Raw genomic sequence first — 26,820 nt, forward strand, 5'->3', positions numbered from 1 at the left:
TTTTCGCCGATACTTGGGGCAAAAGATTATGTGGTACTTACAATTCCATCTAGTATGTGCTAAGCTACTATCGTCCTTAGACTTTTTAGACATGTAAAACACCCTTTCGATACTATTTTTTGGTTGGTAGCCGTTAAATAGTATATCGAAAGGGTGTTTTGGGCTAAAGCCTTTTTTCACCCCCACAAGTAAAACTTGTGGTTTTATTTAACCAATTAATGAATGACACACAAAAAGCCCGTGCTTCGGGCTTTTTGTGTGTGACGCCTAAGTTATTTTAAGGTGACCGCCTTTAGGTAGGTGGTTAACAGGTGATGGGTATATTGCTTGAGATTGTAATTACCATTTTCAGCACACCAGTCTAGTAAAGCGCCTTTGAAGACAATACAAATATCTTTGTTCAGTCCCCTGGGAGTCGTCTGATTTTTATCAAACACCTGCTCTTGGAACCCTTGAGTGATAAATTTTAAAGTGGTTTGCATAATTTGATTGTAGACTTTGTCGGTATCCAGTGCGCGGTTACTGGGTGAGAAAAAAATACGGCAGAAATCGACGCCGATTGTAGTGACGTAATCAGCGTACCAGTCATAGAAATCCAGAATATTTGCTTGGGTATCTTGTAGATTATTGGCAGATTGAGGGCTAGCAGTGTAAGTTGTCACTGCTTCATCATAGAATGCCTGAAGGACCGCATCCTTACTCTTGAAGTAGGTGTAAAAGCTGCCCAGTGAGGTGTTGGCTTGCTTACAGATTTCACGAATGGTGGTTTTCTCGTAGCCTCTTTCCTGCATAACCCTCAGTGCTGCATTAAAAATTTTTTTCTGAGTTGATTGAGCTTGTTCTCGGCGAGTCTCTTTGGTAGCTTCAGCCATTACCAGTCACGCTTTCTCAAAGTTATTTAGTCTAATCATAACGAGTTTGCTGGAGGACTGTCAATCAAAACAAGCTTGTAATTGTTTGCACAAAGAGTTATATTGAACATGTTCAATGAACGTGTTCAATATAACTCTTTTGGAGGTAGATTAGAAATGACTGACTATAAATTTTTGAAGAGTTTCACTTTGCCCAATGGCATGACGATTAAAAACCGAATTGTGATTCCACCACTAACGGAGCTGATGTCATATGCCAATGGTGTTATCAGCGATGACGAACTAGCTTACTACGACCAACGTGCCGGCGGCGTGGGGATGTTTATCACGGCGGCTGCCCAGACATCACCCCGAGAACGCGGTGGTAAGAATTACGAGGGCGAACTAGGTGCTCACGAAGATCGGTTCATTCCAGGTCTGCATCAATTAGCAACAACGATTCAACAGGAAGGCACACGTGCTGTCTTACAGTTATTAAACCCTGGTCGAATGAACAATTCGCAATTGCTAGGTGGTGCGCAACCAGTCAGTGCCAGCGCAATTGCCGCACCGCGTGAGGGGATGGAGACACCTCGAGCATTAACTGAAGATGAAATTTTAGCAGTCATTGATGACTTTGGTCAGGCTACCCGGCGTGCTATTCAGGCCGGTTTTGATGGGATTGAAATTCATGGGGCCAATACGTATTTGATTCAACAATTCTTCTCTCCTAACTCTAATCAACGTCAGGATAAGTGGGGCGGTTCACTTGAAAACCGTATGCGTTTCCCATTGGCCATCGTTGATAAATGTGCAGAAGTTATCAAACAGTACGCAGATAAGCCATTTATTTTGGGCTACCGGATTTCTCCAGAAGAGGTTGAGACGCCAGGTATTCGGCTGGCCGATACCATGAAGCTGATTGACCAATTGATTACCAAGCCAATCGATTACTTACACGTTTCTATGGGCTACGTGTTCCGGACATCATTGAATGACCAGGATGATCAAGAACCATTGATTGACAAGATTAAGCGCGAGGTGAATGGCAAGGTACCGTTGATTTCAGTTGGGTCGGTTGCCACACCACAGCAAGCAGAAGACGTCATGGATGATGGCGTTGAATTCGTCGCGTTGGGTCGGGAACTGATTCGGGAACCGCAATGGGTTCAAAAGGTCGAAAACGGCCATGAGGACACGATTCGGTACACGACACCAATCGAAGATCTACCGGAACGTCACATTGGTTTGCCACTCTGGGACTTCATCACCAAAGAATTAGGAATGCCGATGAACATTGATCCTGAAAACGGTAAGGAACTTAATTCAAATACGCAGCCTATCAATGGTTTGTGGTAATCAAGTTGTTAGCAGTCGCAATTAAAAAGATAGGTTAATTAGATAAGTGACCGAAGAAATGCCCACGCAATTTCTTCGGTCATTTTTTAAATCAACGCTGGTCTGAAATTAATCCAGAAACCTTTGTGCCAGGCGAGTGACTCGTGGTTTGAAAGGCTTTCACGGAAACATTTACACACATTTTACAACCCCAACACCAACCCATTACGTCGCCCGTGTAGACTGGCCCCAGATTCATAAAAAAGGGGAGTGGCAGTATGGCGATTGAACTAAATGCTTTGGGGAAAGAGTACACGCCGGGCAACTGGGTTTTGGAAAATGTGAGTGCCCATATCAATAGTGGCGAGTTTTTCGCAATCGTGGGACCTTCTGGCTGTGGCAAGAGTACGTTACTGCGGATGATTGCGGGGCTGATTCCGATTTCTGCGGGCGAACTGAAGATCGACGACCAGGTGGCCACCGATCTGCCACCCAAGGATCGCAAGTTGACGATGGTCTTTCAGAGTTACGCGTTATTTCCGTTCCTGTCCGTGACCGACAACGTGGCCTTTGGGTTGAAGGCCCGGAAATTTCCGGCGGCGGAAATCAAGGAACGTGTCGACCGGGCGATTGACCTGGTTAATTTGAATGAGTTCAAGGACCGCAAGCCCCGTGACTTATCTGGTGGGCAACGCCAACGGGTGGCCTTGGCGCGGGCGATTGCCAGTGACGTGAAGATTTGCCTGATGGACGAACCGCTGTCTAACTTGGACGCGCAACTGCGGATCAAGATGCGGACCGAGCTACGCAACCTACAACGGGAACTGGGCTTGACCGTCATCTACGTGACCCACGACCAGGTCGAGGCGATGACCATGGCCGACCACATCATGGTGTTGCACAATCATGCCATCCAACAGATTGGCACGCCACTAGAAATTTACAACCAACCCGCCAATACCTTTGTGGCCAGCTTCTTCGGCACGCCACGGATGAACCTCTTGCCGGCCCGCGTGGACGCCGACCGCGAACTCTTGTTAGCCAACGCCCTCAAGCTGGCGGTGCCGCGTGATTTGCCCGTGGCCGATTACGTGGTCGGCTTGCGGCCTAACGCGCTGCAACTCTTGCCAGCGGGCAATCCCGCTAACGCGCAGGTCCGGACCGTGGAATACCTGGGCTCCGAGATCTTACTGGAAGCAGAAATGGCCGACGGCACGCCCATTGAGTTGATGGCGGCCGCTGACGAGAACTATCAAGTTGGCGACAGCCTCAGCGTGGGCATCGCCGGGCGGGCCTACGTGTTTGATCACGCCGGTCAGGCCCAATTCATGGTGGAAGGGGGCGTGCGTCATGGCGGAAATGATGTCGACACCAAAACCGCAGTCCACGCCTAAGGACCAGCCCATCGCGCAGCCCAGTGCGCGGGGGTTCAGCCTCCACGTCAATGATAAGTACTACGCGTTGGCCTTCTTGGGACCGTCACTACTGGTTTTAGGCGTCTTTGTCTTCTATCCAATGTTGCGAACGCTGTATTTGAGCTTGTTTTTGACCAATAACGTGGGACGGCCGACCGTGTTCGTGGGCGTGAAAAATTACGTGAACCTCCTGACGTCTAGCGCCTACCAGGCCAGTCTCCAAGCCACGGCCGTCTACGTGATTGGCGTGGTGGCGTTCACATTGGTCCTCGGGCTACTCTTAGCCCAGATGGCCGTGCGTAAATTAGCGGGGATCCAATGGTTCCGGACGATTTTTTCCGCGACCATGGGTGTGTCCGTCTCCGTTGCCGCCATCTTTTGGCTGTTTATCTTCAGTCCGTCCGTCGGCTTGTTCGATCAGATTGGCAAGCTGTTGCATTTGCCACTGGTCCAATGGCTGACGACGCCCGGACCGGCGATGGTGGCCGTCATCATTTCCACGGTCTGGATGAATCTGGGCTTCACGTTCCTGATTCTCTTTGGCGCGCTGCAAATGGTGCACAGTCGCTGTATGAGGCGTCCGCCATCGAAGGGGCCTCGTCGAGCTATCAGTTCTTTCACGTGACCTTGCCGATGATTAGTCCCACGCTGTTCTTCACCTCGACTGTCACCCTGATTGGCGCGTTCAAGAGCTTCGGGCTGATCGACTTAATGACGGCTGGGGGGCCCAACAACGCGACGAACCTGATGGTCTACCAAGTCTATCGTGATGCCTTTTTAAATGGGAATTACGGCTTGGCTAGTGCGGAATCGGTCATCTTGGCCGTTATCATTGCGCTGTTTACGCTGCTACAGTTCAAGTTCTTAGAGAAACGGGTGACCTACTAATGATTCAATCCAGAAGCTTAAAACCGTTGCATTATCTGGTCTTGATCCTGTTGGCCATCGTGATTTTGGGTCCGTTTATCTTGGGATTTTGGACCAGCCTGTTGCCGACCGCCGATATTGCCAAAGGCGCACTGTGGAGTAGCCACATTTCTTTGGCCAACTACGCCGAGGCCGTGAAGCAGACCGCCATTTTACGGTATCTCTTGAATAGTTTTGTGATTTCGACGCTGACCATGGCCGCCCAGCTGTTGTTCTGTTCGCTAGGTGCCTACGCGTTCGTGTTCCTGTCCTTTAAGGGCCGCGACCTGTTGTTCTACCTGATCTTGGCGACCATGATGCTGCCCTTTGAAGCGGAAGTCATTCCTAACTTCGCCACGGTGCGGCGGCTGAACCTGCTGAACCACTACGGCGTTATGGTGATTCCATTTCTGACCTCGGCCTTTGGCATCTTCATGTTGCGCCAGGCCTTTCGGCAGATTCCGCCAGAGCTCAAGGAAGCCGCGGACGTCGAGGGCCTCAACCACTGGCAATTCTACTGGCGCGTGACCCTGCCGTATGCGCGCATCAGCTTGTTCACGCTGGCTGCCTACAGTTTTTTGGAAAGCTGGAACCAATACCTCTGGCCAATGCTGACCACGTTTAGCGACAAGTTCCGCCCAGTCCAAGACGGGCTGCGGCAGCTCCAGTCACAAGAAACCTTTAACAACTGGGGCATGATCCAAGCCAGTGCGGTCATTGTCGTGGTGCCCACGCTACTGGTGCTGTTCATCGGGCAACATTACTTTAAGAACGGCTTGAATGAGGGGGCCACGAAATGACAAACACCAAGTCTCATCAACGGCTACTGCTCCTGGGAGCACTCTTCTTGGCTGTGCTGGCGGTCTTCGTCGGCTGGTCAGTCATGAGTAAGCCCGCCGCTCAAGCGCAGGGGGCCAAACGCACCAAGGTCGTGTTCTGGCACGAGATGACCGGGCCCGCCCAGCAACAGCTCGATACCTTCGTCAAGGACTTTAACCGCTCGCAAAATAAGTATGAGGTCGTCCCCGAATTCGAGGGCAACTATAACGAGGCTGTCCAGAAAATCATCAACACCCACGGCACGGATGCATCGCCCGCGGTGTTCCAGTCCATGGACATTTCGACCAGTCAGATTCACCACACGGGCTACACCACGCCGGTACAAAAATTCATCGACGCCGACCATTACAATGTTAATCAAATCGCAGCCGGGGCGCGGGCTTTCTACGCCAACAAGGGGACGCAACTCTCCATGCCGTTCAACACCTCACAACCCGTGTTGTACTACAACGCGTCACTGCTCCAGAAATACCACATCACCCCACCACCCGTCGACCCGTCTTACAGTGACATCACCCGGGTCGCTACGCAATTGACGGACCGTTCGCACAAGCAGGTCCAAGGGATGACGGTCGAAATTTACGGCTGGCTGTTTGAACAATTCATGGCCAACGCTGGCATTTCTTTGGCCAACCACCAAGACGGTCACGCGGGCACGCCGACCGCTGTCAACTTCACCAGTCCGTCGACCTTGACGACGATGAAATGGATTCAGGACAATTTGAAGCGCGGCGACTTCGTCAATTACGGGGCCGGTGCCAACGCGCAGAACAATGAAACGGCCAGCTTCTTGTCCGGACGGCTGGGGATGTTCCTGCAAAGTTCCGCGTCGATTGGGCAACTGACAACCGGGAATCATGAGAAATTGGGCATCACCTACTACCCCCACCCAGACGGCCAGAAGAGCAATGGGGTCGCCATTGGGGGTGCGTCACTGTGGATTTCTAACGACAAATCTGCTCACGTACAACGCGGTGCCTGGGAGTTTATTAAATACTTGATGACGGCTAAGAGCCAAGCACAGTGGCAAGTCGCTACCGGTTATCTGGCGCTGAACCGCGGTTCGCAAAAGGAAGCCGTCTTGCAAAAGCTGTATCAGAAGTTGCCGGCCACCAAGGTGCCTGGCGAACAGCTCCGCGCGGCCACGCCTAACGCGACTAACTCGGGAATCTTCTTGCAAGGATTGATTCAAGAGCGAAATTTAAGCCAAACCGCCATGGAACAGATTTATAATGGGAGTGATATCAAGAAGTCCCTGGAGGTAGCGGAGAAGTCCATGAACAGCTACATCCAAGGCAACAACCGCGCCAACGGGTACTGACCGGGCCTATTGATTGGCAAGGTGGTTGGATTCATAGAAACAACTACTGAAGGTTGAAAGATAAATATCAGCTAGAAGCACTGTCACCACGCGACTGATGACGTAAAAATTAGTCGTTTATAGCATCCTAGTAAGGACTGGCCGCCTACCGTCAGCCTGGAACGCGGTGGGCGGACCGGACCAATGGCGCATGTCTCTGGCCTCATAGCCGAAACGTGCGCCAACAGGCAACTGGTTCCGCTTAACACCACTAGGCAAATAATCCAGAATCGGGATTATCTGCCTAGCGCCGTTAATGCTCGCCAGTTAACCGCCTGTTGTCACACTCTTTTTCAGGGACTATTGCGTTAATGCTACTTTCAACCTTTAGAACAACTATTAAAAATGTAGTAGGGAGCGGTAAAATGACAGTTAAAACGTTAGTGTTTGGGCACCGGGGTTATCCGGCTAAGTTTCCCGAGAATAGTTTGGCGGGGTTTGCCTACGCCTTGGATCATGGTGTCGAGGGTTTGGAATTTGATGTGCACTTGACCAAGGACCAGGTGCCGGTCATCATGCATGACGAGCGCATCGACCGAACCAGCGACGGGACCGGCCTCATCAACAGCTATACGCTGGCCGAACTCCGGCAGTTTCATTTAGCTGAAAACGAACCGATTCCCACGCTGGCGGAGTTTCTCACGTTGGTGGGGACCCACGACGTCCAGCTGAACCTGGAATTCAAGACTGACAAGATCCAGTACCCGCACATCGAGCGGATCGTGATGGGGATGGTCAACGCCACGCCACTGAAGCATCCGGTCATCTACTCATCATTTCACCTGCCGACGTTGAAAAATTGCCAGCAGATCGCCCCCGACGAGGCCTACTGTTGGTTGACGGGCAAGCCAGTGGTCAATGCCGCAGCCTTCGTGGCTAGCGAACACTTGGCGGGCTTGCACCTCAGCCATTACCAAGCCGACGTGCCGGTCGCCGAACGCATCTGGACCGTGGATGATCCGGTGCTGGCCAAGCAGTTGTTTCAAGACGGCGTGACCGGTATCTTCACGGATGATTTCGTGACGATGACGGCACTACGCGATGAAGTGATGGTGGATTAGCCACCAAGGTTTACACTGTTTTTGGATGTTTATGCACAAAAAGTCGGACGTGCCAGAGAGGTTTCTCTGCTACGTCCGATTTTTTAGTGTTGGTTAGGCTAATTTGTGCCGCAACTCCGCACCCAGTTGCCGTGCTTCAGCCGCGTACGGGGCCAGGGCCAAGTCGACGTCGGTGAATTGACCGTCGGCATTGAACCAAGACTTTTGTAAGCTGATCTGTAGGTTGTTGGTCAACAGCGGCATCTTCAAGCCACGCACGACCAGTTGCATGCCCAGTGCGGCCTGGAAGCCGCCATGGCCGCCATAAGAGACCAGGCTGACTGGTTTGCCCAGCCATTCTTGGTACAGCGTGTCGAGCGCGTTTTTCAACGGTGCCGGATAGCCCCAGTTGTATTGCGGAAACAGCAAAATGAAGGCGTCGTAGCTTTGGACTAGTGCACTCCACTGTTGCGTGCTAGCGTGCTCGTAGTGGTGGTCAGCCGGCATGGCGGGTTCGTTTAAAAACGGGAGGTTGATGGTGGCCAGGTCGAGGAGATCAACGGCCAATTCGGGCTGAGCCACTTGGGCTTGTAGCCAACGGGCGATGCTCGGACTGATGCGGGTCGGCCGGGTGGAACCGATAATTAATCCAACTTTTTTCGTCATCTAAAAACTCCTTTGATCAACTCGTGCATTATGCACACATCTTAGCACCGTTCTGGTATAATGGCAATATGGATAATGAAATTTTTGAAGCACTCTTTGAAATCGTGACGTTTTTCAATCAGCCCCAACAGGACCGTAAATTGCTTCAGCAAGCCAGTATTCCCTTGGAACCGGCCGCACTACCGATTATCGTGCGGGTCGGCCGCCAACCGGAAATCAGTATTGGCGAGTTGGCTGACCAGATTGGCCGGAACCATTCGTCCATCAGTCGGCAGGTCGATAAGCTAGTCGCAGCGGGATGGCTCGTGGAGGTCGAGCGGCGTGACCAGCGGATTCGGCAAGTGACCTTGAGTCCGCAGGGGCAGCGCGCGTTGTTGCAGATCAAATTAGCCCGCGAGGCCGCGATTCGGCAGAAATTGGCCAACTACTCCAACGCGGATCGGACGGAGCTGTTGCAGGTCTTACAGCAATTGGCGGCCACACTGACGGGCCCCAGTGACTACCGCGAGTGAGCGACCTGATTGCTGGTAGTCGGTGGTATTTGGTAAACTAAAGGCAAGAGAGAAAGCCAGACGAACTGGAGGATGGGTTTATGCGCAAGTTCAGTTGGGTGTTAGTGGCCAGCTCGCTGTTATTGGTGGGCTGTGCCAATCAGCAAACGCAATCACAGACGAGTAGTAGCACCAGCCAGGCCGCGTCACAACAGACCTCACAGCAGACGACCCCGTCGCCGCGCCAGATCAAGGTGACGATGAATGCAGCCGTCAAGCAGTTCCACCAGCATTTTGGCGGCAAGGTGGCCGTGACCGAGCTGTCGCTAGAGGCCGAAAATCAGCGCTACCAGTACGAAATCAGTGGTGTGGACCAGCAAAAGGAATACGAGCTGACCGTCGATGCCCGCACCGGTAAGACCAGCCGCGCGCAACAGGAGAAGCTAGACGCCGATGAGGCCAATGGTATTGCCCAGCGGGACGCCTTGCCGTTAGCTAAGGTGAAGTCGCGAGCCAGCGTTTCTCAGGTCGCCACGAAGCAAGTTGGTGGCGGTGAGGCCATTGCCTGGTCGTTGGACCGCGAACACGGGACGACTGAGTGGGAGGTCAAGGTTCGCAAAGACCAGACCCATCATGAGGTGCGAGTCAATGCGCTGACGGGTAAGGTCTTGGGCCAAGAGACGGATGACGATGATGATTAAGGCACAACTTTAATGAACCGAATAGAAAATTAGGGCAAAAAAATTAACCTCATTGAATCGAACTGGGATTTAGTCTGATTCAATAAGGTTAATTATTCAATTGGGGACAGACAGAGTTAAGGCATTTTCCGGGTACCTTAACCGCTGTTACCAAAAAAGCTTTAGTTTGTCGTTAGTTTGTTAAGCAATTGTTTACGACATAATTACTATAACAGAGAAATCAAGGCTTGCGGGCGAATTTGGCGATTTGTAATATTACAATTTGACCAGCCGGTTATTTGAGGATGACAAGTTGTCATTTTTCTGTCTTTTTCGTCATCAGGTTGGGCCCCGGTCACGTGACCAAACGCATACTTATGCATCGTGGATGATTGGTGGGCCCTGATTCGGCGGTCAACGGATAGTGTGAAAGCAGCGACTAACAGTCGTGATCCGGAATTTTAGCCGTCACTTGGTGCAGGCTGCACAACTGAAAACTTTGAAAGACGCCGAAAAATTTAGGCGTCTTTTTTTCGCGCCCAGTTTTCTTGAAAACAAGGGTCGATTATAAATTTATTGATAACGGCTGACGCGAAAAACTATTTTAATGTTCAGGTTTTACGTTTTACCAGCTGTAATAAGTCGATTTCTCCGACTATAAAAATACTAATAACGAACTAAAAATAAATTTATTCTTGATAAGTTCGCTTTTTCTGGTACACTTGGAATTGCTAGAGAAATCAAATTACATATCTGAGGAGTGGAGAGTATGCATTTGAAGGGTAAGGGTAAATTACTCTTGATTTTGGCAGCATTGTTAGTGTTGCCAGCCGGATTAGCCGCTTGTGGTAAATCCAGCAGCAGTCAGGCTGGTTCTAGTTCTAAGGCTTATGCCCCCAAGAAATTGACGGTCGAGTTCGTGCCGTCGTCTAATGCGGGGACCATCGAAGCCAAGGCCAAACCATTGGAAGGCTTACTGAAGAAGCAATTAGGGATTCCGGTGACGGTCAGCGTTTCCACCGACTACAACACGATCGTAGAAGCGATGGGTTCCAAGAAGGTCGATGTGGGCTTCCTGCCGCCTGACGCTTACGTGTTAGCGCACAAGCAATACGGTGACAAGGTCATCTTGCAGGCGCAACGTTACGGGGTTTCGGAGCCGGACGACAAGGCTACGAAGAAGTTGGTCAACTACTACCGCTCTCAAATTTTGGTGCGCAAAGACAGTGGCATCAAGTCCATCAAGGATTTGAAGGGCAAGAAGATTGCCGTCCAAGACACCACGTCCACGGCCGGGTGGATCTACCCAGCTGTCGAAATGCTTAAGCACGGCGTTAACATCAACAAGTCCGGGATTCAAACGGTCACGGTCAAGGGTCACGACCAAGGTGTCTTGTCAGTTTACAACAAGAACACCGACGCGGCCTTCGTCTTCCAAGGCGCCCGGAAGCTGGTCATGAATGACGAAAAGGACATCATGAGCAAGGTTGTGCCAATCTACACTACGGCCAAGATTCCGAACGATACCATCACGGTACGGGGCGATATGGATGCCAAATGGCAAAAGAAGATCGCCACGGCCTTCAAGGCTATCGCCAAGACCAAGAAGGGCCACGCCATCATTTCCAGCGTATACTCACATGAAGGCTACGTGGACTCTAAGGACAGCAACTTTGATATCATCCGGCAATATGACAAACAAGCCAAGCAATTGGATAAGTAACCTAGACACCATTTAGTTAAATACACGTCAAAATCAAAAAGTAGTGGGGAAGCGCTTTGGGGCACCTTGCTACTTTTTTACGGGGGAACCGACAATGACACAAGCACCAATTATTTCGTTTAAAGGCGTCAATAAAATTTATAATAACGGGACGGTCGGACTCAAGGATATTAGTTTTGACATTCCGCGTGGCCAATTTTTGGTCGTCGTCGGGCTATCCGGTGCCGGCAAGAGTACGTTACTGCGGACCATCAATCGGATGCATGAGATCACTTCGGGTGAGATTACGATTGAAGAAGAACCCATCAATGATTACAAGGGCCAGTCGTTGCGTTTATTGCGGCGAAAGATCGGCATGATTTTTCAAGGCTTCAACCTAATCAATCGCTCCAGTGTGGAACGCAACGTGTTGTCTGGTCGGGTCAGTTATTATCCAACCTGGAAGACGATTTGTGGCCTCTTCACCAAGGCTGACCGGGAAATGGCGGTGCGGTCCTTACAACGGGTTAACCTGGCGGACAAGCTTTATACGCGCGCCGACGAATTGTCCGGGGGCCAGCAACAACGGGTTGCGATTGCACGGACGTTGATGCAAGACCCGAAGATCATTTTGGCCGATGAACCGGTGGCGTCACTGGACCCACTGACCACGGCGACCGTGATGGACACGCTGCAACGTCTGAACCGCGAAGACGGCATCACCGTTATCGTCAACCTGCATTCGGTGGCGCTGGCACGGAAGTACGCGGACCGCATCATTGGATTACGGGCCGGCCAATTGGTCTATGACCAACCGATTGCGGCGGTCACGGAAGCGGACCTGAATCGCATCTATGCGGAGGGGGAACAAGTATGACTTATCCAGAAACTCCTCGCCGCTCGTGGGTACAACGCTGGCACGTGAAGGGCATTGTTGGCACCGTGGTGTTGGTTGTCCTCCTTATCGCGTCGTCGCGAATGACCGGCGTGGATGTGGGCATGTTCTTTAGTAATTTTGGCCAGTTCATGAATTTACTGGTCCGGATGTCCTCTCCAGCCTGGGATTACACGGCCGTTATCATCCAACCCTTGCTGGAGACCATTCAGATGGCGATTCTTGGGACCACGATTGGGGCGGCGCTTGCCATTCCCTTTGCGGTTCTCAGTGCCAGCAATCTGATTCACAGTCGGCTCTTGCGGGGCGTGACCCGGTTGTTTTTGGACCTGGTCCGGACCTTGCCCGACCTTTTGTTGGCGGCAATTTTCGTGGCCATCTTTGGGATTGGGTCCACGGCCGGGGTCGTGACGCTGGCGATTTTCTCATTCGGAATGGTGTCGAAGCTGTTTTACGAAGTCATCGAGACCATCGACATGGGGCCGCTAGAGGCGCTGGAGTCGGTGGGCGCGTCCAAGGTCACGATTATTTGGTACGCCGTTTTGCCGCAGATTTTAAATCAATTTATCAGTTATTTTCTCTACACCTTAGAAATCAACGTCCGGGCCTCGACCGTTTTGGGGTACCTGGGCGCCGGGGGGATCGGGGTCTTCTTACAACGGTCACTCAACGAATTCAACTACAGTCAAACGGCTGTGATCATCTTGGCCACACTGGTCGTCGTCTTGGTGATTGACGGCATCAGCAATCACTTAAGGAGGGTGCTGCTCTAATGACAACAATGACAGTAATGACCAAGCCCCACCGGACCATTTGGCAGCGGTGGAATTGGCTACTGTGGGTGGTCGTGATTGGTGCGCTGTATTATTGGACCATCAATGGCCTGAAATTCACGGGTCTGCAGGAATCGGCCGGGGCCGTGTCGCAATCTATCGTTGATGGGCTGGTCCATCCGCAATGGTCGTACGTATATGACGGGAGCGGGGAAGACCTACTTTCGTTGATCTTACAAACGCTGGCCATCGCCTTTTTAGGGACCATCGTGTCGGCCGTCATCAGCGTGCCCTTTGCCTTTTGGGCAGCGCGCGGAACCCATGAACGTTTCTTCTTACGCTCCGGAAGCGGCAAGGTCGTGTTGACCCTGATTCGGACTTTTCCAGAAATTGTGTTGGCTATCATGTTCATCAAGGCCGTGGGACCGGGTTCTTACGCCGGGGTACTCGCCGTCAGCATTCACTCGATTGGGATGCTGGGCAAGCTCTTCAGTGAGGCGATTGAAAATATGGACCGCGGCTCTGAAGAAGCCATTACCAGTGCCGGTGGCCGCGCGGGGCAGGTCTTTGCCTTAGCGACCGTGCCGACCATCATGCCCGAATTCTTCTCGTACACGCTGTATCGGTTCGAAATTGCCGTGCGGTCCGCCTCCATCTTGGGGATGGTGGGGGCCGGTGGGATTGGGACGCCGATGATCTTTGCGATTCAGACGCGGAACTGGCCCAAAGTCGGCATCATCTTGCTGGGCATCGTGGTCATGGTGCTTTTGATCGACTCGCTGTCCGAACAGTTACGGAAGAGGTTGATTTAGGGATGAAATTAAAAATTTTATCGACTAGTGACGTCCATGGCTACGTTTATCCCACCAGCTACAGTCGGCGTGATGACCACCGGGACTACGGCTGGTTGCGGGCGGCCACGGTAATTCGTGACGTCCAGGCAGCGGCTGGGCCAGATGAGGTCGTGGTGACCATTGAAAATGGTGACTGGATCCAAGGCGCACCGTTTGCCAGCTACTTGGCCCAACGCCCGGCAGCCGAGGCCGCACTGTTTACCCAATTGACCAGTCAACTGGGGGTCGACGTGGGCGTACTGGGCAATCATGAATTTAATTATGGTCAGGACTACCTCCGTTACTGTGAGGCGCAACGGACGTATCCACTAGTTGGCGCCAATATCCAGGGCGGTAGTGACCAGGGTATTTTGGACGCGCCGTATCACCTGATTGAACGCCAAGGACTCAAGATTGCGGTCTTGGGGTTAACGACGGCGTACGTACCGGTTTGGGAACGCGCGGACCATTTGACCGGCCTGCATTTTCAAGCGGCTTTGGCGACGGCCAAACACTGGGTGCCGCGCTTACATGACCTGGCCGATGTGGTCATCGTGGCCTATCACGGCGGCTTTGAAGCGGACCTGACCACGGGAGAACCAACGGAACGGTTGACCGGTGAAAACGAAGGTTATCAGCTGTTGACGCAGGTGCCTGGCATCGATGCCTTGGTGACGGGCCACCAGCACCGGCAAATCGCGGGCGTGTATCATGGGGTGCCGACCACACAACCGGGCGACAAGGGCGTGGCCGTTGGTGAAATCACGCTGACCCTGGATGCAGACAAACACGTGGTGGCCAGTGACGCACAGCTGTTAACGACGGCGAACGCCCAACCGGATGCGGCATTTGCGGCCCAAACGGCGGCGGTGCAAGCCCGAGTGGAAGACTGGTTGGATCAACCCGTCGGCCAACTGACGGGAACGTCCATGACGGTGACGGACCCCATGGCCGCGCGGCTGCAGGGCCATCCTTACTTACAGTTCATCAATCAGATTGAAATGGCGGCCGGTCAAACCGACATTGCGGCGACCGCCTTGTTCAACGATGACGTTCGCGGGTTTGGGCCCAGTGTGTCGGTGCGCCAGGTGTTGAACAGTTACCCGTACCCCAACACCTTGGTGGTCGAGCGCATCACGGGAGCGGACTTGAAGGCGGCGTTAGAACGTTGCGCCAGCTTCTTTACGGTAGTGGCGGGTCAGGTTCAGGTGGCCCCAGCCTTTACCACGCCGAAATTAGCACTCTACAATTACGATATTTATAGTGGAATTGCGTATCACTTTGATTTGACCCAGCCAGTCGGTCAGCGCGTCACCCAACTCGTTTACCACGGGCACCCCGTGCAGCCGGAGCAGACATTAGACGTGGCCATGAACCAGTACCGCGGCAATGGCGGGGGTGATTACCCGATGTTTGCGCCAGCCAAGGTGATTCGTGAAATCAATACGGATATGGCGGAGCTGATTCGTCAGTACTTTGCGGCCCATCCGGTGGTGACGGGGCAACCCCAGACGAACTTTACGGTGACCACCTAACGGGTGTATGCTGGGTGAAAAACAAGGAATGATGACTGATGTATGGCTTGAAGCAATCTGCTAGCGGGGCGAAAATCACGATTCTGGTGGCGCAGTGTGTGTACCTAATGGTGAGTGGCTACTGGCTCGCCACCGGTAGTCAAACGGCGGTACTCACCTGGACGCTAGCCGGGTGCCTCGCAATTATTTTCTTGCGCCTCAACGCGATGATGTTTATTTGGTTGCCTCGGGGGATTGGCTGGCCCGAAGCCTTGGGGAATAGCCTAGCGTTTGCCCTGTATTACCTGGGCTTTCCGTTGTTGTTGCGATACGGGGGTCACTTCAACCTGTGGGCCTACGTTCTGGGACTGAGCTGTTTTGTCGCTGGCAGTGTGATCAATACTACAGCCGAGCTCCTGCGCAAACCGTTTAAGGCAAATCCGCAAAATGCCGGTAAACTGTATCGCGGGGGCTTGTTTAAATACGCCATCCACATCAATTACTTTGGCGACGTGCTCTGGGTATTGGGCTGTGCGCTTTTGACGGGGAACCCGTATGCCTTGCTCATCCCGCTGATGTTGCTAGTGCTGTTTGTTTTTTCCTACATTCCCACGGCGGACAAGTATCTCGCCAGTAAATATGGGGCGGACTTTGCGGCCTATCAGCGCGAGACCAAGGAATTAATTCCGTTCGTGTGGTAGATTTTTTTAAGATGAGACGTGAAAAAAGCCGAGACGACGAGGTCTCGGCTTTTAATGTGTCTGGTTTAAGTTTAAGGCTAAAGAAGGTAGAATTACCAGGTTGATTCCCGGAACGACAGTGGTCCGCTAAGATCAGTGAAAACAGAAGCCGGTGTCAGCCAGCCCCGTCGACACAGCGCGGTCCAGTCCACTCACTGCGTGCCAACCCCTAGCTGGTGGATAGTGGACGGCCAGTTCATGCCATTACAGTAGTAAGCAGTTAGTCCACATTCACGACCAGCTTGCCCAGATTCTCGCCACGCTGAAGAATTCGCAGGCCTTCTGCCGCATCGTCAAACGGTAAGATGCGGTCAATGACGGGATCGAATTCGCCGGTCGCTAATTTTTGACCGACCACGCCAGCCATGAAGCCCAAGTCAGCGATTTCCGTAGGGTTGTTGGAGCCGTAAACGCCGCCGAGTGCCGAGCGGGTCAACCCCAAGGCCTTACTGTCGAGGTCCAAGTGGGCTGGCATGCCGTCACCAATTGCGATGATTTGACCGTTGTAGGCCATCCGTGCGACGTCGGCGGCCAGCTCTTCGCCACCAATCGTGTTGATGCTGAGCCCTACGCCCAAGCCGTCCGTGGCGGCCAAGACTGCGGCGGTGACGTCTTCTTGGTGATAGTCGATGATGGTGTCCGCGCCAACGCGTTCGACCAGCGGCCGTTTACGCGCCGAAGTCGTGGCAATCGTGGGCAGATGTAAGTCGTGGGCGAACTGTAACGCGGCCAACCCCACGGCCCCGCCGCCCGCGTGAATTAAGACGGTTGGTACTTCCGACAAATTGGCCTTGCGGTACAGGGCCTGGTAGGCGGTCAGGGTGCCACACAGACTGGCGGCTGCTTGTTCAAAGCTGACGTTGCTGGGGATGGGCGCCAGGCTGAGCGCTGTGGTCACGGTAAATTCGGCCAGGCTCCCAGCACGGCGAAGGTCACCGTGATACATGACCCGGTCGCCGACTGACCAGTTGGTAACGCCGCTGCCGACCGCTACGATTTCGCCAGCACAGTCCATGCCAACGACGCGTGGTGCGGGGGTGTCACTGCTTTCAATGACTTTGTAATCGGCGGGGTTCAGCCCCACGGCGCGCACGTAGACCTTGACCTCGGTGTCCCCCGGCGTGGGTTCAGCGACGTCGGTCAATTTTAGGTCAGCCAGTGTGTGGGGGGCAGGCCCCGTAATGGTCCAAGCTTTCATTTTGATCATCCTTCTTAGTTGGTGGATTGAATACAGTAGCTAAAAACAAGGTTCATCATTGATTATAGTAAACGATGGGGGCCGTAAAACAAAACATTTCGTTTGATTGTAACCGTTAGCCATTTACCCTATTATTAAAATTATGTTGCAAACGACTCTAATGGGGTGCAATTTGGTGAGAAAATTGGTAAAATTAATTAACAAAAAATGAGATTTGGAGGTGGACGTCTTGCACCAACCGTATGCTGCATTTCCCATACCTGACCGCTAATTTGAATTTTCACTAACAGAAAGGAAGTTTTATTTACATGGCACAAGACCCTAAAACAACCGTTACCACAACCGAAGCAGAAACCACTGACCCTGGACCCAGCCAGCAGTCGCCGTTATGGCAACGCTCGACTGAGTCCTTACTTGTTGACTTTGAGACTGACGCAGAAGCGGGATTGACCACAGCCGAGGCGAAAAAACGCCTGAAGGCCAATGGTCCCAATGAATTGACTGCTAAGAAGCAATCGAATTTGTTGCGCTTCTTGAAGCAGTTCAACAACTCCATTATCTACATTTTGGCCGCGGCAGCATTGATGACCTTTTTCATGCATCACTATTCCGACTCGATTGTTATCGGGTTGGTGATCGTCGCCAACGCCTTCATTGGGTATTTCCAGGAACGGTCAGCGGATAATGCCTTGGACCGCATCAAGGCCTTACTGGTCTCCGAAGCCGTCGTGATTCGCGATGGCCAAAAAGTCACGCTGCCAGCACGTGAGCTGGTGACCGGGGACCTGGTTCAGCTGGAGGCGGGGGATACCGTTCCCGCTGACCTGCGGCTGATCGACGCGGATAACTTAAAGATCCAAGAGTCGGCCTTGACCGGGGAAACGGATTCGGTTGAAAAGGGAGAAGACCCGCTGGCGGTGGCTGAGTTGCCACTGGCCGAACGGTCCAACCAAGCTTTTGCCTCTACGGCGGTGACGAATGGTTCCGGCCGCGGAATCGTGACGGTAACTGGCGCGCAAACGGAAATCGGGCACATCCAGCAAAACGTGGCGGAAGTCAAGCAACAGAAGACGCCATTGATGAAGAACCTGAACAGTTTGGGACTCGGGTTGTCCGTGGCCATCCTGATTGCGGCGGTGCTATTATTTGCCTTAGGGATGTGGACCCACGTTTACAGCCTGCCAACCCTGTTGATTGCTGTCATCACGATGGTCGTGGGCTCGATGCCAGAAGGCCTGCCCGCTAGTACCTCGGTGGTCTTAGCCATGGGGACGCAGGCGATGACCAAGCAAAACGTCATCGTCAAGACGCTGCCCGCGGTGGAAACACTGGGGGCCGTCGATATCGTCAACACCGATAAGACCGGGACGTTGACCAAAAACGAAATGACCGTGACCGATATTTTAACGCCGCAAGATACCTACACCGTGTCCGGGGTGGGTTACGACGCTGACGGTCAGGTTCAAAATGATGAAGACCAAGCCGTTGACTGGCAAAAAGATGCGGACCTCGAATGGTTGGTCCAAATCGCCGGGCAGACCTCCGATGCCGAATTCCATGAGGAAGATGGTCAGTGGGTCCTGACCGGGGAGCCAACCGATGGGGCGTTAACGGCCCTGTACCACAAGCTGGTAGGCGCTGACCCGGATCCACAAGAGATCGACTCCCTGCCATTTGACTCGGCCATCCGTTACTCGGCGCGACTGGTTGACCACAACGGCCAACGTTACTTGTTGGTCAAAGGGGCACCGCAAACGTTGACACGCTTGATGCGTGAACACGGCACAGCTGTCGACGAGGATGCTTGGCAAGCGCGGTTGTCGCAGCTGACCCAACAAGGTAAACGGGTCGTGGCGTTGGGGTATCAACCCGTGGCCGCCGATGCGGATGAAGTCGATGATTTGCCCGTCGGCGAAAACTTCCACTTGGCTGGGATGGCCGGCATCATTGACCCACCACGGCCAGGGGTCGCCGATGCCGTGCGGCAATTGCGTTACGCCGGTATCAAGGTCAAGATGATCACTGGGGATGACCCGGAAACGGCTGCCGCGATTGCCCAACAGCTGAATCTGTCTGAACAAGCCCGCGCCATCACCGGACCAGAATTGGCCCAGATGAACGACGCCGAGCTGGCTTCCCAGATCGACAAGTACACCGTCTTTGCCCGGACCACCCCCGCCGATAAGCTGCGGATCGTGAAGGCCCAACAGTCTCGCGGTCACGTGGTTTCCATGACTGGTGACGGGGTCAATGATGCGCCTGCCTTGAAGCAAGCCGACATCGGGGTCGCCATGGGGATTCGGGGAACCGACGTTGCCAAGGACTCCGCCGATATGGTGCTGGCCGACGACGACTTTACTTCGATTCTGGGCGCCGTACGAGAAGGCCGCCACGTCTTCGATAACATTCGTAAGACGATTCGCTTCCTGTTACCGACGAGTTTTGCCGAAGGGTTGATCGTGGTCTTGAGTATTCTGATGGACCAAGAGCTACCATTGTTCCCGACCCAGCTGTTGTGGATCAACATGGTGTCAGCTTTGACGATTCAATTTGCCTTCATCTTCGAACCCGCCGAAAGTGGCATCATGCGCCGGGGACCCCGGGATGTGACCCGCGGAATCCTGTCCAAATGGGATGTCGCGGAAGTCACCTACGTGTCGCTACTGATTTCTGGGCTGGGGATGTTCGCCTACGACCTCTTAACGGGTCAAGGCCTCTCCGCCGTTATCGGCAGTACCATGACGTTAAACGTGATCATCTTCGGGAAGATCTTCTACCTGTTCAACCTGCAAAATGACCACCCAGTCCTGTCAAAGTACTTCTTCAGAAATAAAATGAGCTTCCTAATCGTCGGCATTCTGCTCCTGCTGCAAGCCATGATCATTTACTGGCCAGCCATGCAGGGCGTCTTCCACACCACGTCGGTCAACTTCTTCTATGGTTGGGGTATCCCAATCATGGCCGGGGTCGTCGTCTTAGTCGTCACGGAAATCGTGAAGGCCGTTCGGCGGCGCATTGACAACAGTACGGTTGCCCGCGAGCAGCGGAGTTTCTAAGCCGTGTTACTTCTTGTGGAGGATTGGTCGGCTAATCTAGAAGCATGACGCTTCCTGGGAGAAAACGTTAAACAAGATTAAATGAGGAGCCTGGGAAAAATCGCCCAAGCTCCTTTTTGTGCGCCAACTGAAGGTTGAAAGCTGAATGAAGACCTTGATACCCGGAGCGGCAGCGTTTTGTCCACTAAAACTAGCGAAACCAGCGGCCTGTGTCAGCCAGAGTTCCGCCTGCTCTGGGTCTTAGTTCGGTAGGTAGCCCACAAGAACTCACATAATTTTTTAATATTTCGCCCAAACCCCTAGCCCTTAGCACCTGATAATCCTATACTGGTAGCAAAGGGGGCGGAACATAAAAATGTTGAAGAAAAGTTCCGATTGTACCGAGATTTTAGTGGGTAAAGCCGCCAGTATGGACGGTTCCACGATTGTGGCACGTAACGAGGATGGTTACGGCCCAATTAATCCAATTAAATTTGTGGTCCACCCAGCAACGGACCAGGCGGGTAAAACCTTCACGTCGGCAGTTACCGGCGTCACCGTACCCTTACCCGACCACGCCTACCGTTACACCGGCACGCCACAGGCTGACCAGAGTGATGGCCAGTACGAAGAAGCCGGCATCAATGAATTTAACGTCGGCATGAGCGCCACGGAAACCACGGCGACCAACGCCCGGGTGTTGGGTTATGACCCGTTAGTTGACGATGGGGTGAACGAAGAAGCCATGGTCACCTTAGTGTTGCCGTACATCAAGAGCGCTAAAGAAGGGGCCCAACGTTTAGGTGCCCTGCTCGAAAAATACGGGACCGGCGAAAGCAACAGTATTGCCTTTAACGATAACGAAGAAATTTGGTACTTAGAAACTGCCGGCGGCCATCACTGGGCAGCCATGCGTTTACCAGAAGACTGCTACGCCATTGCGCCGAACCAGACGCTGATGCAAGAAGTCGACTTAAATGATAGCGATAACTTCTTGGTGGCCAGCGACTTGGTCGATTTCGTGGAGAAACATCATTTGAATCCGACACCGGGTCACTTTAATTTCCGGGAAATCTTTGGCACCCATGGGGAAGACGACGCGTACTACAACACGCCGCGGACCTGGTACGGCCAGAAGTTATTCAACCCAGAAATCACCGACCAACAACCGACGGATCAAGACATGCCATTTGCCCGCAAGCCTGCCAAGAAGATTGCCATTGAAGACGTGGAATTCTTCCTGTCGTCACACTACAACGGCACCAAGTACGACCCATTTGGCACCTACGCATCCGGTTCAGCCGATGAGCAGAAGAAGTACCGGCCCATCGCCATGGATCGCAATCAGTGTTCCTCGATTTTGCAAATCAGAAACGACGTGCCAGCGGACCATGCCGCTATTCAGTGGATTGCGATGGGCTTCTTCGCCTACGCACCTTATGTGCCATTCTTTACCAACATCAACGACACGCCAGTCGATTACCAGAATACGACCACGGCAGTCGATGTGGAGAACGTTTACTGGTTAAATAAGACGTTGTCTGTTATCATTGAACCACATTTCCACGAGTACGTAGAAGCGGTGAATGCCTTTCGTGAAGGGTGTCAATCTTATGCTCGGCAACGAGTGGCCGCAACGGATGCAGCCATCACCGGTGACGCGACGACCTTCCTGACCCAAAGTAATGCGGAAACGGCCGGGGAAGTTTCTAAGCGGACACATCAATTATTTGATGATTTGGTCAAGCACGGGCTGTTATTGTCCAAGACGGCTTGGGAAAAGGGCCAAAACTTATAGAGTAGTAGCGACAGTCAGGTGAACCAACTAGGGGGGAGTTCATCATGAAGTGGATGAAAATCGGGTTAGCAAGCGGTGTTGCCTTGAGTTTGTGGGGCGGCGCAGTCACGGCAGATGCGGCCAAACGGGTCAAGTTACCCGCGTACCCGCAGCAGCGCGTGTTTACGTTTAAAGCCAAAGGAACCAAGGTCTACAGTTATCCGCGGGCGGCTTATCAGCACAGTAAAGTGTTGGGGACTGACCAAAGCACCACGAAAAAGTGGACGGTCGACAAGGTGATGACGGTCAAGGGTCATCGTTACGTGCGGCTGGCTTTGGTGAGCGCTAAGCCACTGCCGCACGGTACCATCGTGGCCAACCCGTCCAAGGCCAAGAAGACTTTGGTCGGTGGCTACGTAGCGTTAAGCAAGCTAAAATTCCACCAGCAGATTGCCAAGATGCAGGCGGTCAAGAAGACGGCCTACTGGACGCCAACGACTAGCGATGACTTCTGGGATATGCCGGCCAAAACGCTGGGCAAGACGGCGGCGAGTCACTACGGGCACACTTACGGCTACCGCACGCTGTACGCGATTCAATCGCTGAAGACGCAAAGTCACCACCAGTACCTGTACTTTGAAACGGCGAAGGGCCAAGCAATTGGTTGGCTGCCGAAACGAGCGGTCATCAAGGGCCAGTATCCGGATCTATTAAAACGGGAGCTGACGCGTAACTTGCAGGCGGATAGTACGGCCATCACGACGGTCGATAAGGCTGGTCACGTGAAGGTCGGCGTCGCCCTCAAGGCTGGTCAAGTCCAGCGGGTAACGCTCCTGCAACAGAACAGCGAAACGGCTATCTACGATTATCAAGACGGCCACGCGGTGAAGCTGACCCAACGGAATTCAACGGGTAAGATCAAGCACACCGCAGCAATGACGCCCACCAAGAACTTGTCGTTTAAGGCGAAAGCTGACTTCGACATTCAAGGGTATAAGTACAATGTGAAGATTGCCCCAACTGGCCAAGTCAGCGTGTTGAGCGTTGGGGGCTGGATGGCTTAGGGATTAAAGAATTTGTGAATAAATGAAAGTCAGGTGGTTCGCGTGAGTGCGCGGATTGCCTGGCTTTTTTTGACTCGCCGTTTGACCTAAACCAATCTTGAAGTGCTAAGCTTAATCCTGAGGTGAACCCAATGACAAAAACGGAATTACAAAATTAGATGCTGGGGAACCGTATTATTTCCTGGATGACGAGGTAGCGGCCCGGAAAGCACGAGCGGCTAAGCTATGCCAGGAATTCAATGCTATTCCCGCTACGGATCCGGCAGCGCAGACTGCTAAGATCAAAGAAATCTTGGGCGGTCATGGTGAACGGGTCTCCGTTCAGGCCACGTTTAACTGTGATAATGGTCAAAACATTCATGTTGGCGAGGACTTCTTGAGTAATTACAACTTAACGATTTTAGATATCGCCCCGGTAACGATTGGCAACCACGTGATGATTGGGCCTAACGTGGATATTTATACGGTCAATCATCCCATGACGCCCACGGGTCGGCGGGGGTATCTGGCCCAAGCTACTCCCGTTACTATTGGCAATGATGTTTAGATCGGAGGAAAAGTCGCCATTATGCCTGGGGTCACGATTGGGGATAACGTGGTGATTGCGGCCGGCGCCGTGGTTACTAAGGATGTCCCGGCCAACACTTTGGTCGGCGGCGTGCCAGCCAAACCAATTCATTCGTTGCACAATGACTAATATGTAGACGCGAAGCACCCGGAGAGTAACCTTTCCAGGTGCTTCGTTTTGGTTATTCAGCACCGCGCAATAGTTCATAAATCTCGGCCTTGAGTGGCGCCTGCGTGGCTAGCCACTGTCGGTCGCGAGTAGTGGGAGTCAGCGGGATGTCGCGCATCACGTGCGCTGGTCTTGCCGACAAGACCAAGATGCGGTCCGACAGGTAAATGGCTTCTTCGATGTCGTGGGTGACCAGCAGGGTGGTCTTTTGTAGCGCCGCTGGCAGGCTCAACAGCCAATCTTGCATCAAGCCCCGCGTCATGGCATCCAGCGCGCCAAAGGGCTCGTCCAACAGTCGGTAGTCGGCGGGATTCAGCATGGTGCGTAAGAGGGCGACCCGTTGGCGCATCCCCCCGGACAGTTGATGGGGCAAGAAATGACGATAGTCCACCAGACCAAACAGCGTCAACAAGTCTGTCACCCGTTGCTGGTCGATGGGCTGGTGATTGATTCGCTGATATAGCGTGATATTTTGGTCAACATCATACCAGGGCAGTAACATGTCCGTTTGGGGCAGGTAACTAAACGTGGTGTTCAACCCAGTGATGGGCGTATCCGCCACCTGCAGCGTGCCCGTAGTTGGGGTGAGCAGGCCAGTCAATAATTTTAACAGTGTCGACTTGCCGGCCCCACTGGGCGCAATCAGTGAAACGAAGCTATTGTCCGCAATCGTGGCGGTCACGTCGCGTAAGATTTCTAGGTCATCTAGCGTGAGCCCCACGTGTTCTAAAGTGATGGTCATGGCTAGTTACCGACATATTGGTTGGTGTAGAGCGTTTTGGCAGGGATGGTTTGTTTGATCAGGCCGTATTCCTTCATGAAGCCCGTGTAGTTGTTCCACACCTTGGCGTCCATTTGGCCCCATTTCGCCGCGTCGTCCGTGTAGTTAGCGGACAGGAAGGATTGGGAATCCTCTAAGAAGCTGAGGTCATCGTCCTTGGCGTACTTATGCAGGATTGCTGCATCGGCCTTCGGGTGGGCGATGGCGTCTTGGTAGCCCTTCTTGGTTGCGGTCATGAAGGCTTTGACGATTTTTGAATTCTTTTGTAGCTGGGTGTTGTTCGTGATGATGACCGGTGTGTAGTAGTCTAAACGCTTATCCAGCTTGTGAAGTGGCATGTAGTTGACCTTGATGCCAGCGTTCTTCGCCCGGATGACGTCCCAACCTTGGAACCACCACTGAATGTCGTTTTTCTTGCCCAGGCTCTTGGGACCGTCGCCAGTTGCCCCGACGATCTTCAGTGATTTGGGATTGACGCCGGCGTTGCGCATGACAGCCTTGAGCACGGCTTCTTCACTCGGTGTTTGCCAACCAGCGTAGGTCTTGCCCGCAAAGTCTTTGGGCGAGGTGATGCCGCTGTTGGCCTTGGACACGAAACCGGACGTGTTGTGTTTTAAAATCGTGCCAATGGCCTTGACCGGAATGTTCTTGCCGTCCGCGTGGGCGTAGGTGACGTCTTCTTGATAGCTGACGCCAAATTGCGCCTTGTTGGACCCGACCATGCCGATGCTGGTGGAATTGTCGCCCGGTTCGATGATCTTCACGTTTAAACCGGCGTCCTTGAAATAGCCCTTGTCTTTGGCGACGTACAGGCCGGTGTGGTTGGTATTGGGCACGTAATCCAGCACGATAGAAACGTTGGTCAATTTCTTAGTGGATTGGGACTTGGCTTTATCTTGGCTGTTGCCACAAGCCGTGAGGGACAGTAATAGTGGGACCAGGAGCCAGAGCTTGGTTAATTTCATGATTTCCTCCCTTGGATTAACAGGCGATAGTAGCCCTTTTGTAACAGGTACGTGACCCCATTGAGGGCCAGACTTAAAATGATGACGCAGAAAATGGCGGCGAAGACCTTGTCAATTTGATAGCCGTTCTTCACCCGAATCATGTAGTAGCCCAGGCCAGCTTCGGCGCTGAGCCACTCCCCGATGATGGCGCCGCTGACACAATACGTAGCGGCGATGCGCAGGCCAGCGAAGAAGCCCTGCATGCCTTGGGGAATCTTCAAGATGCGGTAGACTTGCCAGCTCTTGGCCCCCATGGTCTGCAAGAAGCGAATCTGATCGACTGAGACCTTACCGAGCGCCTCCGAAAACGCCACGATAATGGGAAAGTAACTCATCAAGATGACCAGAATAATCTTGGGCGTAATGCCAAAGCCAAACCACAGGCTCAACAGGGGCCCCAAGACCATCACGGGCAGTGTCTGCGAGATGACCAGCAGTGGGTAAAAAGATTGGTGTACCAGTTGCCAACGGTCCATGACCAAAGCGGTGACAAATGCCAACCCACAGGCGATGCCCAGACCAATCAGCGATTCGTAAAGTGTGACCCAGGAGTTGACGAGTAAGCCACTGGCATCGGCTTGTAAGGCCCGCATCACGGCGATAGGACTGGGTAAAATGAACGCCGGTGCTTGAAACAACGTCACGGCCAGTTGCCAGACGACCAGCAGAATGACCAGGCTGCCGAGGGGATAGAGTTTGCGCGTCATAATGATAAGAGACTGCCTCCTTTCTATATAAAAAAGCTTCATCTGGGGAGTCGTTGCCGCCAGATGAAGCATCCGTGCGTTTCCTCCCTACGCCAGTGTTAGCTGACAGGTTCGATGGGTCAAAGTTCACAACTTACTCTCGTGCCGTTTAACGGTATCCCCAGAAACTTTTAAGTTGGATTCAGTATAGCATGGTAAAAGGCGGGGTACAACTTAATTTTCTAAAATTGGCATTGATCCTTCGAAAAATGACTGTTGACACTGATATATAAGCGTTTAGCGGGGCCTCGGTGAAAAGGGGTGCGACTGAATCTTTTTATAAAAGGCAGATTGTAAAATTTAAATTGAACATTTAAGTGGACAGAAAAACCCATCAAGGTCTTTAATGGTGTTACCACACAATCCATTAGAAAGAAGGACCTTGATGAGCACCACTATTTTATCATTCCAGAACCGTGTTGTCATTGAAAC

Annotated in this window: 22 protein-coding genes, 3 pseudogenes and 1 riboswitch; of the genes and pseudogenes, 18 read left to right on the forward strand and 7 right to left on the reverse strand. The window is 52.8% G+C overall.

The features are described 5' to 3' along the window. Both EKM83_RS12045 and EKM83_RS12050 read right to left on the reverse strand, forming a co-directional pair. Nucleotides 1-93: pseudogene (locus tag EKM83_RS12045) on the reverse strand (IS200/IS605 family transposase); the annotation flags it as partial. Nucleotides 94-272: 179 nt separating this feature from the next. Then, entirely contained in the window at nt 273-872 is a 600-nt protein-coding gene (locus EKM83_RS12050) for a TetR/AcrR family transcriptional regulator (protein WP_125577780.1), read from the reverse strand. A gap of 156 nt (nt 873-1,028) precedes the next feature. Here EKM83_RS12050 and EKM83_RS12055 point away from each other — a divergent pair, with 156 nt between their 5' ends. From EKM83_RS12055 to EKM83_RS12080, 6 genes and pseudogenes are all read left to right on the forward strand, one after another. Continuing rightward, the gene (locus EKM83_RS12055) at nt 1,029-2,210 is read left to right on the forward strand and encodes an NADH-dependent flavin oxidoreductase (protein WP_125577782.1); all 1,182 of its coding nucleotides are present in this window, start codon (nt 1,029-1,031) and stop codon (nt 2,208-2,210) included. Between the two features lie 257 nt (nt 2,211-2,467). After that, complete coding sequence (locus EKM83_RS12060; RefSeq protein ID WP_125577784.1) at nt 2,468-3,583, forward strand: ABC transporter ATP-binding protein; 1,116 nt, start codon at nt 2,468-2,470, stop codon at nt 3,581-3,583. Further along, nucleotides 3,552-4,492, forward strand: a pseudogene (locus tag EKM83_RS12065) (carbohydrate ABC transporter permease). Before EKM83_RS12060 ends, EKM83_RS12065 begins: the two are co-directional and overlap by 32 nt. Further along, nucleotides 4,492-5,310, forward strand: coding sequence for a carbohydrate ABC transporter permease (locus EKM83_RS12070; RefSeq protein ID WP_125577786.1), 819 nt, complete (start codon nt 4,492-4,494; stop codon nt 5,308-5,310). Before EKM83_RS12065 ends, EKM83_RS12070 begins: the two are co-directional and overlap by 1 nt. After that, nucleotides 5,307-6,671, forward strand: coding sequence for an extracellular solute-binding protein (locus EKM83_RS12075; protein ID WP_125577788.1), 1,365 nt, complete (start codon nt 5,307-5,309; stop codon nt 6,669-6,671). The genes EKM83_RS12070 and EKM83_RS12075 overlap by 4 nt, the downstream gene beginning before the upstream one ends. Before the next feature lie 404 nt (nt 6,672-7,075). Then, nucleotides 7,076-7,771, forward strand: coding sequence for a glycerophosphodiester phosphodiesterase (locus tag EKM83_RS12080; protein WP_125577790.1), 696 nt, complete (start codon nt 7,076-7,078; stop codon nt 7,769-7,771). Between the two features lie 93 nt (nt 7,772-7,864). Here EKM83_RS12080 and EKM83_RS12085 read toward each other — a convergent pair whose 3' ends face one another. Then, on the reverse strand, nt 7,865-8,416 hold the full coding sequence (locus EKM83_RS12085; protein ID WP_125577792.1) for an NADPH-dependent FMN reductase: 552 nt from the start codon (nt 8,414-8,416) through the stop codon (nt 7,865-7,867). 68 nt (nt 8,417-8,484) lie between these two features. Between EKM83_RS12085 and EKM83_RS12090 the strand changes: the two genes are divergently transcribed. The 8 genes from EKM83_RS12090 to EKM83_RS12125 all read left to right on the forward strand — a co-directional run bounded on the left by EKM83_RS12090 (nt 8,485) and on the right by EKM83_RS12125 (nt 16,005). Next, entirely contained in the window at nt 8,485-8,928 is a 444-nt protein-coding gene (locus EKM83_RS12090; RefSeq protein WP_225418677.1) for a MarR family winged helix-turn-helix transcriptional regulator, read from the forward strand. Between the two features lie 80 nt (nt 8,929-9,008). Beyond that, nucleotides 9,009-9,608 carry a PepSY domain-containing protein gene (locus tag EKM83_RS12095; protein WP_125577795.1) on the forward strand — a complete coding sequence of 200 codons (600 nt, stop codon included), beginning with the start codon at nt 9,009-9,011 and terminating at the stop codon, nt 9,606-9,608. Between the two features lie 748 nt (nt 9,609-10,356). Then, complete coding sequence (locus tag EKM83_RS12100) at nt 10,357-11,310, forward strand: phosphate/phosphite/phosphonate ABC transporter substrate-binding protein (RefSeq protein WP_125577797.1); 954 nt, start codon at nt 10,357-10,359, stop codon at nt 11,308-11,310. A 94-nt stretch (nt 11,311-11,404) separates the two neighbouring features. Further along, a complete protein-coding gene (phnC, locus tag EKM83_RS12105; protein ID WP_125577799.1) occupies nt 11,405-12,166 on the forward strand; it encodes a phosphonate ABC transporter ATP-binding protein in 762 nt (253 codons plus the stop codon). Then, nucleotides 12,163-12,957, forward strand: a complete 795-nt coding sequence (phnE, locus tag EKM83_RS12110) for a phosphonate ABC transporter, permease protein PhnE (RefSeq protein WP_125577801.1) — start codon at nt 12,163-12,165, stop codon at nt 12,955-12,957. The genes phnC and phnE (EKM83_RS12110) overlap by 4 nt, the downstream gene beginning before the upstream one ends. Next, entirely contained in the window at nt 12,957-13,769 is an 813-nt protein-coding gene (phnE, locus tag EKM83_RS12115; protein ID WP_191987423.1) for a phosphonate ABC transporter, permease protein PhnE, read from the forward strand. The genes phnE (EKM83_RS12110) and phnE (EKM83_RS12115) overlap by 1 nt, the downstream gene beginning before the upstream one ends. A 2-nt stretch (nt 13,770-13,771) precedes the next feature. Further along, nucleotides 13,772-15,325, forward strand: a complete 1,554-nt coding sequence (locus tag EKM83_RS12120) for a bifunctional metallophosphatase/5'-nucleotidase (RefSeq protein ID WP_125577803.1) — start codon at nt 13,772-13,774, stop codon at nt 15,323-15,325. A 38-nt stretch (nt 15,326-15,363) separates the two neighbouring features. Further along, nucleotides 15,364-16,005, forward strand: a complete 642-nt coding sequence (locus EKM83_RS12125; RefSeq protein WP_125577805.1) for a methyltransferase family protein — start codon at nt 15,364-15,366, stop codon at nt 16,003-16,005. Nucleotides 16,006-16,264: 259 nt separating this feature from the next. Here the strand turns inward: EKM83_RS12125 and EKM83_RS12130 are convergent, their stop codons facing one another. Further along, nucleotides 16,265-17,242 (reverse strand): zinc-binding dehydrogenase, encoded by a 978-nt coding sequence (locus EKM83_RS12130; protein WP_164505675.1) that lies wholly within the window; start codon nt 17,240-17,242, stop codon nt 16,265-16,267. A 308-nt stretch (nt 17,243-17,550) separates the two neighbouring features. Here EKM83_RS12130 and EKM83_RS12135 point away from each other — a divergent pair, with 308 nt between their 5' ends. From EKM83_RS12135 to EKM83_RS12150, 4 genes and pseudogenes are all read left to right on the forward strand, one after another. Next, nucleotides 17,551-20,298, forward strand: coding sequence for an HAD-IC family P-type ATPase (locus EKM83_RS12135; protein WP_125577809.1), 2,748 nt, complete (start codon nt 17,551-17,553; stop codon nt 20,296-20,298). 358 nt (nt 20,299-20,656) lie between these two features. Next, entirely contained in the window at nt 20,657-22,075 is a 1,419-nt protein-coding gene (locus EKM83_RS12140; RefSeq protein ID WP_125577821.1) for a C69 family dipeptidase, read from the forward strand. 44 nt (nt 22,076-22,119) lie between these two features. Continuing rightward, nucleotides 22,120-23,118: a GW dipeptide domain-containing protein gene (locus EKM83_RS12145; protein ID WP_125577811.1), complete on the forward strand. Its 999-nt coding sequence runs from the start codon at nt 22,120-22,122 to the stop codon at nt 23,116-23,118. 145 nt (nt 23,119-23,263) lie between these two features. Further along, nucleotides 23,264-23,815, forward strand: a pseudogene (locus EKM83_RS12150) (sugar O-acetyltransferase). A 52-nt stretch (nt 23,816-23,867) separates the two neighbouring features. On the opposite strand, the gene EKM83_RS12155 reads toward EKM83_RS12150, so the two are convergent. The 3 genes from EKM83_RS12155 to EKM83_RS12165 are packed head-to-tail and all read right to left on the reverse strand — an operon-like array spanning nt 23,868 to nt 26,349. After that, nucleotides 23,868-24,596 carry an ABC transporter ATP-binding protein gene (locus EKM83_RS12155; RefSeq protein WP_125577813.1) on the reverse strand — a complete coding sequence of 243 codons (729 nt, stop codon included), beginning with the start codon at nt 24,594-24,596 and terminating at the stop codon, nt 23,868-23,870. Between the two features lie 2 nt (nt 24,597-24,598). After that, entirely contained in the window at nt 24,599-25,600 is a 1,002-nt protein-coding gene (locus EKM83_RS12160) for an ABC transporter substrate-binding protein (protein WP_125577815.1), read from the reverse strand. After that, entirely contained in the window at nt 25,597-26,349 is a 753-nt protein-coding gene (locus tag EKM83_RS12165) for an ABC transporter permease (protein WP_125577817.1), read from the reverse strand. Before EKM83_RS12165 ends, EKM83_RS12160 begins: the two co-directional genes overlap by 4 nt. A gap of 66 nt (nt 26,350-26,415) precedes the next feature. Continuing rightward, nucleotides 26,416-26,522: riboswitch (TPP riboswitch) on the reverse strand. Nucleotides 26,523-26,820: the final 298 nt, after the last annotated feature.

Origin of the sequence: Levilactobacillus angrenensis (genome assembly GCF_003946085.1) — a bacterium.
Taxonomy (GTDB): domain Bacteria; phylum Bacillota; class Bacilli; order Lactobacillales; family Lactobacillaceae; genus Levilactobacillus; species Levilactobacillus angrenensis.